The sequence below is a fragment of the Apilactobacillus sp. EABW-1NA genome (assembly GCF_030398685.1).
GTDB classification, from domain to species: Bacteria; Bacillota; Bacilli; order Lactobacillales; family Lactobacillaceae; genus Apilactobacillus; species Apilactobacillus waqarii.
Genome location: NZ_JAPDKO010000009.1, coordinates 42,961 through 58,587, shown reverse-complemented (window position 1 = coordinate 58,587; position 15,627 = coordinate 42,961). Strand labels below are relative to the sequence as shown.

General features: G+C 36.5%; 14 protein-coding genes. 9 read left to right on the top strand and 5 right to left on the bottom strand.

What is annotated here, in order from left to right; genetic code table 11:
• Positions 1 to 135: 135 nt before the first annotated feature.
• Entirely contained in the window at positions 136 to 1,443 is a 1,308-nt protein-coding gene (locus tag OEZ61_RS03910) for a DUF3290 family protein (protein ID WP_080695526.1), read from the bottom strand.
• A 202-nt stretch (positions 1,444 to 1,645) separates the two neighbouring features.
• Between OEZ61_RS03910 and OEZ61_RS08160 the strand changes: the two genes are divergently transcribed.
• The 8 genes from OEZ61_RS08160 (at position 1,646) to OEZ61_RS03870 (ending at position 8,907) form a co-directional block, all read left to right on the top strand.
• A complete protein-coding gene (locus OEZ61_RS08160; protein ID WP_354669365.1) occupies positions 1,646 to 2,308 on the top strand; it encodes an NlpC/P60 family protein in 663 nt (220 codons plus the stop codon).
• Between the two features lie 100 nt (positions 2,309 to 2,408).
• Complete coding sequence (locus OEZ61_RS03900; protein ID WP_290046981.1) at positions 2,409 to 2,897, top strand: MGMT family protein; 489 nt, start codon at positions 2,409 to 2,411, stop codon at positions 2,895 to 2,897.
• A 22-nt stretch (positions 2,898 to 2,919) separates the two neighbouring features.
• The gene (locus tag OEZ61_RS03895; protein ID WP_290046980.1) at positions 2,920 to 3,387 is read left to right on the top strand and encodes a PH domain-containing protein; all 468 of its coding nucleotides are present in this window, start codon (positions 2,920 to 2,922) and stop codon (positions 3,385 to 3,387) included.
• Positions 3,377 to 4,840, top strand: a complete 1,464-nt coding sequence (locus OEZ61_RS03890) for a PH domain-containing protein (protein WP_290046979.1) — start codon at positions 3,377 to 3,379, stop codon at positions 4,838 to 4,840. Before OEZ61_RS03895 ends, OEZ61_RS03890 begins: the two co-directional genes overlap by 11 nt.
• A 102-nt stretch (positions 4,841 to 4,942) precedes the next feature.
• A complete protein-coding gene (locus tag OEZ61_RS03885; protein ID WP_034532401.1) occupies positions 4,943 to 5,287 on the top strand; it encodes an iron-sulfur cluster biosynthesis family protein in 345 nt (114 codons plus the stop codon).
• Between the two features lie 156 nt (positions 5,288 to 5,443).
• The gene (locus OEZ61_RS03880) at positions 5,444 to 6,097 is read left to right on the top strand and encodes an SDR family oxidoreductase (protein WP_263500223.1); all 654 of its coding nucleotides are present in this window, start codon (positions 5,444 to 5,446) and stop codon (positions 6,095 to 6,097) included.
• 132 nt (positions 6,098 to 6,229) lie between these two features.
• On the top strand, positions 6,230 to 7,852 hold the full coding sequence (locus OEZ61_RS03875) for an ATP-binding cassette domain-containing protein (RefSeq protein ID WP_034532404.1): 1,623 nt from the start codon (positions 6,230 to 6,232) through the stop codon (positions 7,850 to 7,852).
• Positions 7,853 to 8,025: 173 nt separating this feature from the next.
• The gene (locus OEZ61_RS03870) at positions 8,026 to 8,907 is read left to right on the top strand and encodes a C39 family peptidase (RefSeq protein WP_034532407.1); all 882 of its coding nucleotides are present in this window, start codon (positions 8,026 to 8,028) and stop codon (positions 8,905 to 8,907) included.
• Positions 8,908 to 8,944: 37 nt separating this feature from the next.
• On the opposite strand, the gene OEZ61_RS03865 is transcribed toward OEZ61_RS03870, so the two are convergent.
• The 4 genes from OEZ61_RS03865 to OEZ61_RS03850 all read right to left on the bottom strand — a co-directional run bounded on the left by OEZ61_RS03865 (position 8,945) and on the right by OEZ61_RS03850 (position 14,686).
• Complete coding sequence (locus OEZ61_RS03865) at positions 8,945 to 10,750, bottom strand: M3 family oligoendopeptidase (protein WP_290046978.1); 1,806 nt, start codon at positions 10,748 to 10,750, stop codon at positions 8,945 to 8,947.
• An 87-nt stretch (positions 10,751 to 10,837) separates the two neighbouring features.
• Positions 10,838 to 12,049 (bottom strand): DUF2075 domain-containing protein, encoded by a 1,212-nt coding sequence (locus OEZ61_RS03860; protein WP_263527480.1) that lies wholly within the window; start codon positions 12,047 to 12,049, stop codon positions 10,838 to 10,840.
• A 14-nt stretch (positions 12,050 to 12,063) separates the two neighbouring features.
• Entirely contained in the window at positions 12,064 to 12,861 is a 798-nt protein-coding gene (locus tag OEZ61_RS03855; protein ID WP_290046977.1) for a methylenetetrahydrofolate reductase, read from the bottom strand.
• Positions 12,862 to 12,952: 91 nt separating this feature from the next.
• The gene (locus OEZ61_RS03850) at positions 12,953 to 14,686 is read right to left on the bottom strand and encodes a phospho-sugar mutase (RefSeq protein ID WP_290046976.1); all 1,734 of its coding nucleotides are present in this window, start codon (positions 14,684 to 14,686) and stop codon (positions 12,953 to 12,955) included.
• Positions 14,687 to 14,847: 161 nt separating this feature from the next.
• Between OEZ61_RS03850 and OEZ61_RS03845 the strand changes: the two genes are divergently transcribed.
• Positions 14,848 to 15,504, top strand: coding sequence for an NAD(P)H-dependent oxidoreductase (locus OEZ61_RS03845; RefSeq protein WP_140967664.1), 657 nt, complete (start codon positions 14,848 to 14,850; stop codon positions 15,502 to 15,504).
• The last annotated feature ends 123 nt before the right edge of the window (positions 15,505 to 15,627 follow it).

Genomic DNA, 15,627 nt, shown 5'->3' with positions numbered 1-15,627 from the left:
ATTAATAATTTTTGTAAATCCTAAACCATTATAATAATCTTTAATGGCAGCTAATTTTAATTCTTTAGAAAACATAAAAGAACCCCTTAGGTTAGATTTCTCCAACTCAAGGGGTTCAGTTCAACCTATCTTTTTTTATTGTTCTTTTGTTCCTTTTGTACCACGCTGATTAGTAGGCTTCTTATTATCTTTGTTTGATTTAGCACCTAAATGACGCTTCTTTGAAAGTTCTTTAAGTTGTTGTAATGATTTAGCATTCTTAATTCTTTCAGGCGTTAAATTGTGATTGTGTGAGAAGTTTTCTACACGTTCACCAAGTTCGTAGTACCATGGACGCTTCTTATGAGTAGGATATGGAATAATTACCAAATGATCATCAACATATTGACCCAAGTAAATTTGAGCGATTTCCTTATGTGAATCTTTAGCTAATTGTTCAATCCAGTCCATGTCACGTCCCATCTTTTCTAGGACTTCGGGATTGACAGTTCCATCTGTAATGACAGGATAACTTAGTGATTCATCACCAAAGGTAGTTATCGTAAGTTGTCCATTTTGTTCTAGGACAGCAGATTTAACATCTTGGAAGTTGCTAATTCCCTTAGTTCTTAGTTTAAATGATAGATCGGCTGCTGACATACCATTCTTTAAGGCAGTATCAACATTAACGATTCCATTAGTAATGATGTTTTGTGGATCCCCATTGAATATTCGATGGAATATTGCGAATTGACGACTGAGGATACGACTAGTAAAGATAACCAAAGACCAAATTAACAAGACGATGAAGAATTGTAGGGTGGTGATTTGTTGGTTATAAATCATACCCCCAATGATCCCCCCAAGAACGTAGTTTTGAATTTGATCCACTGCGTTAGAAGGAGCCAAGTTCCCTTTACCGGAAATATTAATTTGAATTACTAATACGACGAATCCAATTAAGAATTTAAACAATATTTCTAAGTATTCCTTGTTTAAGTCACCGATTTGGAATGATGGTTTGTCATGATAAGTAATATTGGTAGGAATTAATTGAATTGGTTGAAGCTGATAGCTGTTAAAGCTAGAGTTAAAAGTCGCTTGATAGAACTTATCGCCAACTTTTACAGTCATACCATTAGTCAATTGTGGGGAGCTAACATAAATCTTTGATGTAGAAATATGTTTGCTTCGACTAATGGCTTTTACCATTTCAGTAGTTTGAGAGTTTTGCGACGAAGAGTTGCGTTGTTGCAAAATATTGCTGAAGCCAATACTGATTGATAGTATGGCAACAACAATCATGGTAATAAATAAATCACGATATTTTAGGTTTGTCCTGTCGCGCATATATTTAAAACCATTAAAAATAATCATTAATCCAACAATTACCGCTAATGCTAATAATAGATATGTAACGATAGTATTTGGATGGATTAAGTAGTCATATGAATATAAATCCATGAAATCACCTTATTCTTAAAAGTTATTAAGTATAGTCCTAATTATAGAACGATTTATATTATAAAACCATTGGATGTAACACTTAGGTAACATTTTTTCATGTTTTTGAAATAGTTTTGTTCCTGTTATGTAGCATTTTGTAGCTATAATTTAGTCATAAGTTAAGAAATTATAAAATTTTAAAAGCGGGGAATAAAGTGCTATGAACAAAACAAAAACGAAAAAGACAATCATGTTAATAATGTTGACTGTTTTGGCGATGGCTACATTATTTGCAACTGATGTTACCAACGCAAGCGCTAATAAGGTTAATCATAAAAAGACTCATAAGGTTATAAAAAAGAAAAAAGCGAAGAAGCATCTTACAGTAAAAAAACACAAGAAGAAAGCTAAAAAGTCTTCTTACAAGAAACCAGCTGCTAAAAAGAAAGCACATAAAACTGTAAAGAAGGTTACGCGAAAGAAAGCACGTAAAGCTGCACCTAAAAAAACTTCACACAAGAGATCACGTTTTTCAAGCATATATAAAACGGCTTCAAGCAAGTTAGGTCACCCATATGTATACGGAGCAGTGGGACCATATAGCTTTGATTGTTCTGGTTTTACACAATATGCTTATCGTCATGGTGCACACAAAAATTTAGCAAGAACTGCTCAAATGCAATACAACACTAATAAGCATGTAAGTAGAAATCATGTTAAAAAGGGTGACTTAGTATTCTTTGGTACTAGCCGCAGTAACATTTACCACGTAGGTATCTACATTGGTCATGACAGAATGATTGATGCACAAAACCGTGGAGTTGTAACAGAAAAGATTCATGTTCCTTGGTGGCATGAAGTTGGCTACGCTCGAGTAGCTTAATACTTTAAAAGACACGACATTGCGTCGTGTCTTTTTTTGTCTAAAACCCAAACTAAGTTATGGTAAGATAATAATAATACTAGAAATAGGAAGGATACCAATGGAAAAACTATACTGGGATCAAGTCGAATACCAAAAGCAAAAAATCTATTTTACCTGTACCAGAAATGGGATTAACTTCATTAATAACCCCAATACAGGAATTTCCAATATTTATAACTTTTATCCTAAATTAGATGCGGAATTCGTATTTAATCGTAAGGAAACAGAAGAATACAAAATTCAACTTCGCGAATACATTGATGGCACCCGCAAATACTTTGAGGTACCAGTCGATTTATCAAATTGCGAATTAAATGAACAAATCTATCAAAAAATTAATGATATCAATTATGGCGACGCCATGGATATCAAAGAGTTCTGTGATACATATGACTTTAAGGAGGTCGACGTAAGGAATGCAGTGATTGCTAATCCGTTAATTTTGATTATTCCAACTCACCGCATTTTAAATGTCGACTATTCAGAAGGCTACCGTAAGTTAGCCGACTTCAACAACTTGTTACTAGATTTAGAGAGAATAAAATAGCAACATCGAGGAGAGAATATAAATGAAGAAATTACCTGAGAGTGTCAAAACAGTATGGCTATATTCAGCAATTATTACCATTATTGTCGAAATCATCATCTTTACCGTCTCCACAATTGGTGTGAAGTATCTGGACTGGAAGTATGTTGAATACATCCTACCGGTCTTAGGAACCATTTTGGTGGTGTGGGCAATAGTGGATATGATTTCAATCCCGTACCGTTTTGCTTTTCATCAATATGCTATCCATGAAGATCGTGTTGAAATTAAAAATGGCTTTATCTCTAGAGAACAAGTCACCGTTCCGATTGCCCGTGTGCAAAACGTTGATATCGAACAAGGTCCAATTCTAAGACATAAGAATCTATATAAGATTAGTATTTATACTTCCGCTGACAGTCATGAAATTGCTGCCGTAACCAAGGAAGAATCAGAAAACATTAAGACCCAAGTAATGAGATTAGCGATGGAGGCCAGAAATGCAAGATAAACATCTGAGTCCATTAAACTTAGTGAATCGTCTTAAAGACATCTTGATAGCGATTTTTTTAGCTTCCTTTATCGGTGATCCATTACACATTGATAGCTTTAAATTAGGGATTATATTCGTAATTATTACGATAGTATGGGATATACTTTCATATCTTTGCTTTACCTATTCGATTGAAGATAGTCAAATTGTGATTAAAAAAGGTGTCATCTTCAAAAAGGTCATCCACGTTCCATTCGCTAGAATTCAATCGATTGAACATAGTCAGTACTTTTTATTTAGACCATTTGACGTTGAAAAACTACAAATTAACAACGCTAGCAAAGGCAGTTCCAAAGATAAAATCCAATTGGATGCGGTGAAGACATACGTTGGTAAGGTTTTAGAAGAAAAGCACAAACAATACCAAAACCAAGATGTTAATGATGAAGTAGAACAATCAGACATTGCAAAGATTGAGGATAGCAACCAAGAGGAAGCAAACACTCAAGATAATGGATATGCTCAATACAAGATTTCGACTAAGGACATTGCGTTATATACCTTTACTAGTTTTAGGGTCTTCATTACGATGTTCTTGATTGTCCACATCACGCATGGTGAAGTTTTAGACTTCGCTATTAGCATCTACCAAAAGGGATTTGGCTCCAACATGATTAGTTTGATTGCCTTTACAATCATGGCGATTATAATTGCTTTATTACTATCGTTTATCTACACGATGTTTCAATTCTATGATTTTACCCTGGTAAAAGAGGGCAAGTATCTTGAATACGAAAAGGGACTATTTACCAGAAACAAGGTGCGACTATCCACTGATAGAATTCAAAGTGTTTTGATAGAACAAAATGTGATGGGGAAACTGCTAAAGATTATGACCGTCAAGATTATCATGGCTTCAGATGGTAGTGACGAAGAATCATCACAAGCGGTGGTCTTGCCAATTCTAAACTCAAATAAGTACGCTGAGATGATGAATGATTTCTTTGAGTGGATACCGTTAAAAACAGTCGAAAAATTCAATTCCCGTAAACGATCAATTTGGTTATTCTTCAGGAATTTTGACTGGGTATTGTTCATCATACCAATTGTGATTTACTTTGTTGGGTGGACAACATTAACATATTCGTTAGTCGTTATCGGTGTTTTTACTTTCTTTTACACTCTTGGTAATGCATACTTTAAGTACAGGGTTAGTTCAATTGGATTAACAGGAAATACTAAGGATGATTACCTAATCGTATCCAATGGATTTTTATTCAAGCAAAGAACCTACTATGTTGGATGGCATGAAATTCAAAGCATGCATTTTGAATCTAGCGTATTCATGAAGAGAAATAATCTAGCTCACATCGTTATCCGCATTAGAAAAGGCGATTCTGCACAAATTGCCGCTGTTCATTATATTGATTATGACGGTGCTAAAAAGATATATGATTGGTATCGCCAATAAAAAATAGCGTAAAATTTAATTAAATCGTGTACAAACTATTGACACAAGATTTTATTCGAGTATTATAGATACTTGTAATATAAATGAAGGGGGTTCATTTTTATGAAACTAACTATTACAGATGCAGCAAAAGAAAAGATTCAAAACAAAGTTCAAGGCGACGCAAAGTTCTTCTTGAGCTTAGATGATGGTGTTGGAAACTACTCTGACGCAGGTTCATGTGCGATTGATACATCTTTTGACTTGATTGCAGTTGACCCTGATTTAGAAGACAAAGATTTTAACGCAAGTATGGATTCAGATTTAGGACCTATCTACTACAAAGACTACAGTGGATCATTCCTAGAACAAAACTTGAAATTCGACGTTATGTACAATGCATTAATCCTATCTGGTGACTCAGGTATGATTGATGGTAACGTTCCTGTTATTGACAAGAGAAAATAAAGACAATTAATTAAAGACAAAACGCTTAATAAAAGACAATTATGGTAAAAGACGACTATCTTACATGGTCGTCTTTTTTTGAGCGAATCGTTTTATGAACATGGCCATTCTTGATAGAATTACTATTAATAAGTAAGTAAAGAAAGGATGAATATAATGAGTAACGTTTTAGTAATCGGGGCCCATGGACACGTAGGTATTCATATGGTAGAAAAGATAGGTAAAACAGGAGATAACGTTTTTGCCGGAGTCAGAAGTGACAAGCAATTCGCCGAATACAAGGATATGGAAAACGTTTCACCGGTTATCTTTGATTTGAACGGCACAATTGAAGACATGGCCAAGGTTTACACTGATAACGCCATTGATAAGATTGTCTTCTCAGCTGGTTCAGGTGGTGCTACCGGAGATGATCAAACATTGATTATCGATTTAGACGGTGCCGTAAAGTCAATGCTAGCCGCTAAGCAAGCTGGCATTACTCGCTACGTCATGGTCAGTGCTATGGGTGCTGACGACAGAAGCTTCTGGGCAGATTCTGGTTTGCATGGTTACTACATCGCAAAGCACTATGCAGACGTTGAACTAAGAAATAGTGGCCTAGAATATACCATTGTTAGACCGTCAGCTTTAACTAACGATGAAGAAACAGGTAAGGTCGATGTAATCGAAAAACGAGTAGCTGGAATGAACATTCCTAGAAGAGATGTTGCTAACTTCGTCGTGGCTGTATTGCACGATGACAAGACCATTAACCACATTTATGAAATCACAAGCGGAAGTAGCGACATTAACGCTGTTCTACAATAATTAACTTGTCTAAGTAGTTTTCATATGATATGGTTATCTGAGTTATTAATAGAATCAATAAATAAAAACGCCCTTGATTCAATTGAGAAACAAGGGCCCTTTTTATCTTAATTGATTGGATGGAGGTATGAAATGATAACTGTAACTAATATGGGATTACATTTTTCTGGTAAAAAACTATATGAAGATGTAAACCTAAAATTCACACCTGGTAACTGTTATGGGGTTATCGGGGCCAATGGTGCTGGTAAATCAACTTTTCTAAAAATGCTAGAAGGAAAGATTGAACCCACTAGTGGTAGTATCTCAATCGGTAAGAATGAACGAATTTCTAGTTTAAACCAAGATCACTATGGCTTTGAAGATTGCGAAGTTCTAGATACTGTAATTCAAGGACACGAAAAGCTATACAAAATCATGAAGGAAAAAGATGCCTTATACGCTAAGGAAGACTTTTCTGATGAAGATGGTGTTAAGGCTGCTGAATTAGAAGGTGAATTCGCCGAAATGGACGGATGGAACGCCGAAGCCGATGCATCACAATTGCTACAAAGCGTGGGAATTGATGAATCACTACACTATGAAAAGATGAGTGAACTTTCTGAAGGACAAAAGGTGAAGGTCTTATTAGCTCAAGCTTTATTCGGTAACCCAGATATCCTACTTCTTGATGAACCTACCAATGGTTTGGATAACCATACCATTGAATGGCTACAAGACTTCTTGGCTGATTACGAAAACATTGCCATTGTTGTATCCCATGATAGATACTTCTTAAACCAAGTATGTACCATGATGTGTGACGTTGACTTCAAGAAGATTTCACTATACGTTGGTAACTACGACTTCTGGTTGAAATCAAGTCAACTAGCAGCTAAGATGCGCCAAGACGCCAATGCTAAGAAGGAAGACCAAATCAAAGAATTGAAAGAATTTATCGCTCGATTCTCTGCTAATGCTTCTAAGTCAAAACAAGCAACTTCTAGAAAGAAACAATTAGACAAGATTACTTTAGATGATATCCAACCATCATCACGTAAATACCCATTCATCAAGTTCGAAAAAGAACGTGATTTAGGAAACGACTTAGTTTCTGTAAAAGGTGTTTCAAAGACAATTGATGGTAAAAAGATCTTAGACAACATCACATTTACTTTACGTCCTGGTGAAAAGACTGCCATCATTAGTAGAAGCGACGTTGCTACTACTGTATTAATGCAAATCTTAGCCGGTAAGATGGAACCAGATGAAGGTGAAGTAGTATGGGGTCAAACTACTCGTACTAGTTACATGCCAAAGAACATTAACTCTGATTTCGAAGACGATTCATTAACTATCATTGATTGGTTAAGACAATTCGCTTCTAAAGAAGAAAGTGATGATCCATTCCTACGTAGTTTCCTAGGTAGAATGTTATTCTCTGGTGATAATATTCAAAAACAAATCAAGGTATTATCAGGGGGAGAAAAGGTTCGTTGTATGTTATCCAAGATGATGCTACAAAAGGGTAACGTATTGATGCTAGATGATCCTACTAACCACTTAGACATGGAATCAATTACTGCACTAAATGATGCTTTAATTCCATTCGATGGATCTTTAATCTTTACTTCTCACGATAGAGAGTTTGTTCAAACTATCGCTGATCACATTATTGAAGTGTCTGATAAAGGGATGGTTCAAAGAGCTGACACCCACTATGATGATTTCGTAAATCATCCAGATGTTCAAAAACAAGTCGAAGAATTATACTAATATAGTAAAAAAGACGTGATTATTTTAATAATCACGTCTTTTTTTAATAAAATATCAAAAATGTTACCAAAATGTTAAAACTTATTTACAGAATAGTTTATTCTAAGCATTTGAAATTAGTTTGTATTATATTATTAATATAAATAATAATTTATGGATGGAGTGGAGACATAATGAAGAAAATATTATCTGCACTTGGTGTGGTAATGTTTTTAGGTGTAGTTATCGTCGCATTGGGCGTAGCTCATTCTGATACATCAAACGCAGAAAGTCAGAACTATACCATTAGTTCAGCGCGAAACTATAATGCAAGAATCGTTAATAAAAATAACGTAGATACTTACGTTTCTCCTTACAAAGAAGGAGTTAAGGTGATGAAGAAAATCAATCTTCAAAACCAACTTGTTCAACTAACTCAAGTAGCTAAATTAAAGAAAGCTGTTTACTACAAGATTAGTTACCAAGGAATCAACCAAGGATGGATTAGCTCAAGAGACTTGAGCAAGACTAGTGTCTACGAAATTCCCTTCGTATATACAAGTCAACACTTCCCATTTGATGCACCAAACGGTTGTGAGGGTACTGCCTTAAAGATGGCTCTTTCAACTAAAAGCATTGGTTTAAACAAGGGGATTAAGTACTTCTTAGATAGAATGCCAAGATCTACCAATCAAAACTACGGTTTCGTAGGAAACCCATTCGCTAAGAATAACACCAGCCAAAACTGGACAATCTTCCCAAGAGCTTTAGCTAAGTATGGTCGTACTTACAGAAAGACTGTTTACAATTTCAGTGGTTCATCAAAGAACCAAATCATCAATGAAATTAAACATGGTAACCCAGTGATTGCATACACTGGATACCGTATGAGAAAACCCACAGGACACACTCTAGTGGTTGTTGGATACAAGAACGGATTCTTCAAGATGGCAGATCCATCATCATGGAGATACCAATTCAAGACCGGTAAGAGTAATCCAGTATTCTGGGTTTCAACTTCTCAATTCATGAGTTTATACAACTACGAAGGTAAGATGGCCGTTGTAGTTCGTTAATCAAAAAAATAAGCACTCGATGTGAGTGCTTATTTTTTTATACATATTTTTCTGTTAGTTTGATGAATTCATCAACATCTTTTTTGATTAGTTTAACTCCGGCTTCCCAGAAGTCTGGTTTGGTCAAATGAACACCTAGGTGTTTGCTTGCTAACTCTTCGGTAGTCATGTTAGCAGTATCTCTGAGTAATGAGATATATTGATCTTCGAAGTCATCGGTAGTTTGCGCCTTGGCGTAAATTCCTAGACTGAATAGGTAACCGAATGTGTATGGGAAGTTGTAGAAAGGAATGTCGTCAATGTAGAAATGCATCTTACTTGCCCAGAAGTGAGGTGAGTAGGTAGATAGTGATTCACCGTAGGCATCCTTTTGTGCTTGGATCATTAAGTCGTTAATTTCATTAGAGGTTAGAACACCGTCTTGTCTTCTTTCGTAGAAACGAGTTTCAAATAGGAAACGAGCACGAATGTTTAAAAACATTGCGACAGGATTATCCATCTTAGCGTTTAGTAGGCTAATTCTTTCTTCATCGGTCTTTGCTTCCTTGACGTTAGCGTCTGAAACGATTAGTTCACCGAATGTTGATGCGGTTTCAGCAACGTTCATTGCGTAGTCTTGGCGGAAGTAAGGTAGATCGTTCATCACGCTACTGTGGAAGGCATGACCTAGTTCGTGGGCGATGGTTGATGCATCGTTTGGTGAACCAGTGAAGGTTAGAAAAATTCTAGCTTCACCAGTTTCTGGTAGGTCTTGCATGTATCCACCGGGTTCCTTACCTGGACGGTTTTCTGCTTCAATCCATCTATTTTCAAACGCCTTTTGGGCTAGCTTAGCCATCTTAGGTGAGAAACTGTTGAATTGTTTAATAATGAATTCTGCAGCTTCATCGTAGGTAAATGTTTTTGATTTTTCGTCACCGATGTTGATTGGGGCGGCGACATCTTCCCAACCAATCTTGTCCTTGCCGATTAATTGGGCCTTGCGGTTTAAGAACTTAATCAAGACGTCCTTGTTGTCGTCAACGACTTTCCACATGGTATCAAGGGTTTCCTTTGACATGCGGTTAAGTTCTAATGGGTACTTCAAGAAGTCGTCAGTACCATGGAATTTGTAGTCTAGCAGGCGACTACCTGATAGGTGATTTAAGGTGTCAGCAAATAGGTTTTGCTTGTCTTCAAAGGCAGCTTCCCATTTTGGCATCAAGTCTTGACGGTACTTGGCATCGGCATTACCTAAGATTTCGTTATCGGCTTGACCAGCTGATAGTGTCTTAGGATTACCATCTTCGTCTCTAAAGTCAACGTTAACACCGGCAATTAGTGTGCTGTAATGGTTGGACCATGAGCTTAGACCTTCTAGGTTCATTTCTGAAATGATGGTTTCTTGGGTGTCATCCAACAGTTCTTTTCCGAAGTGTCTGTTTTCCTTCAAAGAAAAGGCAATGGTGTCTAGACCAGGTTGTTTGATTAGTTCGTTGAAACGGTCATCTGATAAATCGGCTAGCTTCTTTTGAAGTAGTTGAGCGATTTGGGCCGCTTTAACGTCTAGTGATTGAACCTTATCAATCATTGGTGGAACTTCTTCATTGTTTACATCATCGGAATGCTTACCGTTTATGTACATTGAAGCTTGAATAATTCCGGCCTGAATTTTTTGTAAGAAGTCGGTTAGTTCTGAAAATCTAGAGAATTGCGCGTCATCGTCATCGAAATCGTAGTCATTGATGGCTTGGCGAAATGTTTCAATTGATTCGCCGATGACAGCTAATTTATCGGTTAATTCTTTACCATGTAACCCCCCGGCAAAGATTGAATCTAAATCCCAGTTAAGCGAGTATTTCATATTTTCCCCTCCAAAAAACTTAATTGAAACAATTATATCAGTTTATGCAAAAAAGCCACCCAGAAATGATTATCTGAGTGGCTTTTTTTATAACTTTTTGTAGTCGTCTAAGAGACGTTTGCGTAGTTCTTGGTTATGAACGAAGATGTATAAACCTTTCACACCACGTTTTAATAAGACGTTGGCTGAGTTTAATACCAATTGTGCCTTAATCTTTTCAAACTCGACAGGATCATCCATGTCCTTGCGTTTCTTGAGAGATTCCACATCGGTGAACTTACTCATTTCCACGTGGACGTTATTACCATCCAAGTAGATTGGTGGCCCTAGGATGACTCCAACATAGTTCAAGTCAAAGCCTTGGCATGTGAACATGGAACCGACCTCGTTAACGGTTTCTGAAATTTCTGCCCATGGAGTTTGCGTGTAATTGTATTGATCCCACGGCATCTTGAAGTCTGGCTCGGTTACGTAATGTTTACCACCATCTAGTGTTGATGGATATCCAGAAGTTGAAACAATTCGAGAAAGGCCAACTTCTTGGTTTCTAGCAAAGATAGCCTTTCGCATTTCCTCAGCATTATCAAAGATACGAAAATCGTAATCTTTTTTTGCGTCAGCGGGAAGCGGGGTTAGCTTACCATCAGTAAAGGTGTTAATCCACTTAACTAGTGAATCACTGGCGGTCATTCTGAATTGATGAGTAAGATGATATTCACCGTTGGTATATTGGTCTATGATGTGGTGTAATCTTTCCAAGTTCCAAAACGATTTGGTTCTAAGGACTTGGCGATGGTCAAATACCAAAATGGTGATTTGAGAACGTTTGATGATTTCAGATAGTTGGTTGTCGTAATAGAAATTATTGTAGTGATCACCACGTGATAATAATAGGTGGGCTTCATCAATAATTGTGATATCCACATCTTGATGGGTCTTATCGTTTTGGTTAATAAAGGAAGTGGGGCGATTAAAGTTCTTCTTTAAGACATTGTCCTGACTTCCAGCCATCTTCTTGTAAACCTTTAAGATTTCGGGATGGTTAACCAAGAAATAGTTATTAGTTTGATATAACGGACTGCTTTTTTCATGCGCCATTTGTTGAATGTCGTAGAATAACTTACTTAAAATAACGGACTTACCAGTTCCAGCATCACCGTAAATGGTGAAGACAGCATGGGTGTCGTCATTTAAGTGGTCGATGGCAAATTGTTTGATTTGTTCGACTAGGCGAGATTGTTCGTCAGTAAGTTGCTTGGTTGGTGCAAGCTTATTGTCAGCAGCATTACTGTTGTCCATTGGATGATGCTCCTTCATAGGTTTTGCTTAATGTTTTCAAATATTCGATCAGATAACATCCAATCATTGTGAGTATATAGATGAATCCCGTTAACGTCATGTTGATATAAATCGTTGATTTGGTTAACAGCATAGTCGATACCATTTTCAAGCAGATTGTCCTCTTCTTCAGATAACTCGGGCATCTTGACATCGTTGTGCGCAAGATAATGTTTCTTAAACTGATCGGTGATGGGCATGATTCCAATGCGAATTGGGATGTTGATGCCGTATTCTCGGGACTTATCTAGAAACTTATAAATGCGTTTATTATCAAAACACATTAATGATATTAGGCTATCGACTCCGGAATTAACCTTTTGTTTTAAATACTCGATGTCTTCTGTAAGTGAGTCAGCAAGTACGTGAATGTCTGGATAACAACCAGCGAAAACATTAATTTTTGAATCAGTGTCTAGTTGATTCACATATTTGATCAAATCACTAGCGTAATTGAAATCATCTTCGATATGCATGTTATGATGGATGTTTCCACGAACTAATAAGAAGTTACGGATGTTTAAGCCCATTAACTCATTAAAAGCTTTTTTGATTTGTTCTTTTGTATGCGTTAATCCAGTTAGGTGGATTACAACGGGGATGTGTAAATCCGTTTGAATGTATCTGGCACATTGGACCATTTCTTCGTATGAATATCGACTAAGATTGCTAATTGAAACAAAATCAGGTTGCCATTTATGCAAATAATGTTTCATTTGTCGCAAATCGCCTGGATTGGCCTCAATTTCAACAGAGAATGTTTGCTTTCTCATGGAAATTTCCTTTCAACTTGAATTTATATTAACATTCTATCACGAAACATAAAAAAAGCGTTATTAACATTATGTTAATAACGCTTTTTGTTTATACGAGTTGTTCAATTAATTGATCAACGGCATTTTCATATGTCTTTAGTTTGTTGTTAACAGCATCAGCAGAATCATCGACAGTTCCTAAGTAGAACTTAATCTTTGGTTCTGTTCCTGAAGGACGGATGGCAAACCATGTACCATCATCAAGCCAATATTTTAATACGTTAGCTTCTGGTAGTTCAATTGTTTCAGTAGAACCATCAGCGTTAGTCTTGGTAGAAGTTTGGAAGTCTTCTAGTGATTCGACTTTTTGATTGTTGAATTTGTTTAATGGGTTTGAACGCAGTTCGTTCATGATGTTTGCCATCTTTTCTTTTCCTTCAATACCACTAAAGGTCTTTGAGATAGTCTTTTCTTCATGATAACCGTATTTCTTGTAAATTAATTGAAGACCATCATATAATGTTTGGCCTTTTTGCTTGTAGTAAGCAGCAACTTCTGCAAGTAATACAGTCGATTGGATAGCATCCTTATCACGAACGAAAGGCTTGATTAGGTAACCAAAGCTTTCTTCGAAACCAAATAGGAAAGTGTGATCTTTGTTTTCTTCGAAGTCCTTAATCTTTTCAGCGATGTACTTGAATCCAGTAAGAACGTTTTGCATTTCAACACCGTAGTTGTTAGCAATCTTAGTTGCTAGTTCGGTAGATACGATTGATTTAACGACGGTTCCATCAGCTGGTAGGTCGTTGGCGTTCTTCTTGGCAGTTAGGATGTAATCCAATAGCACTGAGGCGATTTGGTTACCGGTCATTAGTTCGTATGAACCATCTGGTTGTCTTACGGCAGCACCTAAACGGTCAGCATCAGGGTCGGTGGCAATTAAAACATCGGCGTTTTCTTCGTTACCTAACTTGATAGCGTAGTTAAATGCTTCTGGGAATTCTGGATTAGGGAAGTCCACAGTTGGAAATTCTGGATCAGCAATTGCTTGTTCCTTAACTAATGAATAGTTCTTAAAACCAACATTATCTAAAGCACGACGACAGATGATTTTACCTGTGCCGTGAAGAGGTGTGTAAACGAATTTTAATTCCTTACCAACTTCTCTAATTAGGTTGTGGTTCACGTTAACTGTCTTTACGTTAGCTAGGTAGGCATCGTCAACGTCTTCACCAACAACTGATAGAAGTTGTTTATCTCTTAAGTCTTTTACGTCAGCAACATCGATTGCAAATACATCATCGGCTTTTCTGACGTAGTCGGTAATCATGTCAGAAGCCTTTGGTGGCATTTGACCACCATCTTGGCCGTAGATTTTGTATCCATTGTATTGCATTGGATTATGACTGGCAGTAATCATAACACCGGCAAAAGTATTTAGGTGTCTAATTGCAAATGATAATTCAGGAGTAGGTCGAATATCATCAAACACGTAAGATTTGATGTTGTGTTGTCCTAATACTCGAGCAGCTTCATATGCGAATTCTTTTGAGTGATATCTTGAATCAAAACTAATGGCAACACCACGTTTTTTTGATTCTTCATCTAATGTATCCATGTAAGATGCTAGACCTTCGGTAGCTTGTCTAACGGTGTAGATATTCATTCTGTTGATACCAGCACCAATTAATCCACGCATACCGGCAGTACCAAATGACATGTTAGTACCAAAAGCATCGTTAATTTCTTCATTATTATTAGCGATTTTTGCTAGGTCATGTTTTACGGATTCGTTTAGAGTAGGTTGATTAACCCATTTTTGATATAAGTCTTGTGCGTTCATAATAAAGTCTCCAATAAACTTATTTAAATTACATTTTAAGTATAGTTAAATCAGCATAGCGCGTCAATTTTATTACGCTTATGTTAAGTGTATATTGTTGAACTTAAATAATTCTTTATGTTAAGTTACACCTACTATATACGTAAAAGAGGTAGACAATAATGGATAAAAACGAAGAAATTATTAAAACTGCTCACCGTCGTTATGCTACAAAGAAGTTCGACGCTGACAAGAAAATTTCTGACAAGGATTGGGACACAATTATGGAAGTCGGCAGACTTTCACCTAGTGCCTTTGGTTTTTCACCATGGCAATTTCTTTTAATTGAAAGTGAAGAAGTTAAAAAAGATATCTATGAAGATGCATGGGGTGCTCAAAACAGTCTAAACGGTGCCAGTCACTTCTTAATTATTTTGGCTAAGAAGGGAATCACTGCTACTAGTAAGTATGTGCAACACATCACTGAAGATGTTAGTGGGCACCATTTTGCACCTGACTCACCATTCTCAAAGAAGTTCGATGATTTCCAAAAAACACAATTTGATTTAACTGATGACAGAAAGCAATTTGATTGGGCATGCAAACAAACTTACATTGCATTAGCTAACATGATGACTGCTGCAGCGGAATTAGATATCGATAGTTGTGCAATTGAAGGATTCGACCGTTCAAAAATTGAAGATATCTTAACTCAAAAAGGTATTTTAGATCCTAAAGAATGGGGTGTTTCAGTAATGGCTGGTTTCGGATACCGTGACCAAGACATCACTCCAAAGAAACGCCAACCAATGGATGAAGTATACCGAGTAATCAAATAATAAATAACAAAAAACCACCTATTATAGGTGGTTTTTTTACTTTATAAGAGACATCAATATTTAATGAGTTACATAATATATAATGCGTAACTTTGAAAAATATGGATAAAAAGTATAGCTAAA

What these genes read in the sequence shown, in the direction of transcription:
- OEZ61_RS03910 (WP_080695526.1), bottom strand. Translation starts at nt 1,443, where the DNA reads ATGGATTTATATTCATATGACTACTTAATCCATCCAAATACTATCGTT.
- OEZ61_RS08160 (WP_354669365.1), top strand. Translation starts at nt 1,646, where the DNA reads ATGAACAAAACAAAAACGAAAAAGACAATCATGTTAATAATGTTGACT.
- OEZ61_RS03900 (WP_290046981.1), top strand. Translation starts at nt 2,409, where the DNA reads ATGGAAAAACTATACTGGGATCAAGTCGAATACCAAAAGCAAAAAATC.
- OEZ61_RS03895 (WP_290046980.1), top strand. Translation starts at nt 2,920, where the DNA reads ATGAAGAAATTACCTGAGAGTGTCAAAACAGTATGGCTATATTCAGCA.
- OEZ61_RS03890 (WP_290046979.1), top strand. Translation starts at nt 3,377, where the DNA reads ATGCAAGATAAACATCTGAGTCCATTAAACTTAGTGAATCGTCTTAAA.
- OEZ61_RS03885 (WP_034532401.1), top strand. Translation starts at nt 4,943, where the DNA reads ATGAAACTAACTATTACAGATGCAGCAAAAGAAAAGATTCAAAACAAA.
- OEZ61_RS03880 (WP_263500223.1), top strand. Translation starts at nt 5,444, where the DNA reads ATGAGTAACGTTTTAGTAATCGGGGCCCATGGACACGTAGGTATTCAT.
- OEZ61_RS03875 (WP_034532404.1), top strand. Translation starts at nt 6,230, where the DNA reads ATGATAACTGTAACTAATATGGGATTACATTTTTCTGGTAAAAAACTA.
- OEZ61_RS03870 (WP_034532407.1), top strand. Translation starts at nt 8,026, where the DNA reads ATGAAGAAAATATTATCTGCACTTGGTGTGGTAATGTTTTTAGGTGTA.
- OEZ61_RS03865 (WP_290046978.1), bottom strand. Translation starts at nt 10,750, where the DNA reads ATGAAATACTCGCTTAACTGGGATTTAGATTCAATCTTTGCCGGGGGG.
- OEZ61_RS03860 (WP_263527480.1), bottom strand. Translation starts at nt 12,049, where the DNA reads ATGGACAACAGTAATGCTGCTGACAATAAGCTTGCACCAACCAAGCAA.
- OEZ61_RS03855 (WP_290046977.1), bottom strand. Translation starts at nt 12,861, where the DNA reads ATGAGAAAGCAAACATTCTCTGTTGAAATTGAGGCCAATCCAGGCGAT.
- OEZ61_RS03850 (WP_290046976.1), bottom strand. Translation starts at nt 14,686, where the DNA reads ATGAACGCACAAGACTTATATCAAAAATGGGTTAATCAACCTACTCTA.
- OEZ61_RS03845 (WP_140967664.1), top strand. Translation starts at nt 14,848, where the DNA reads ATGGATAAAAACGAAGAAATTATTAAAACTGCTCACCGTCGTTATGCT.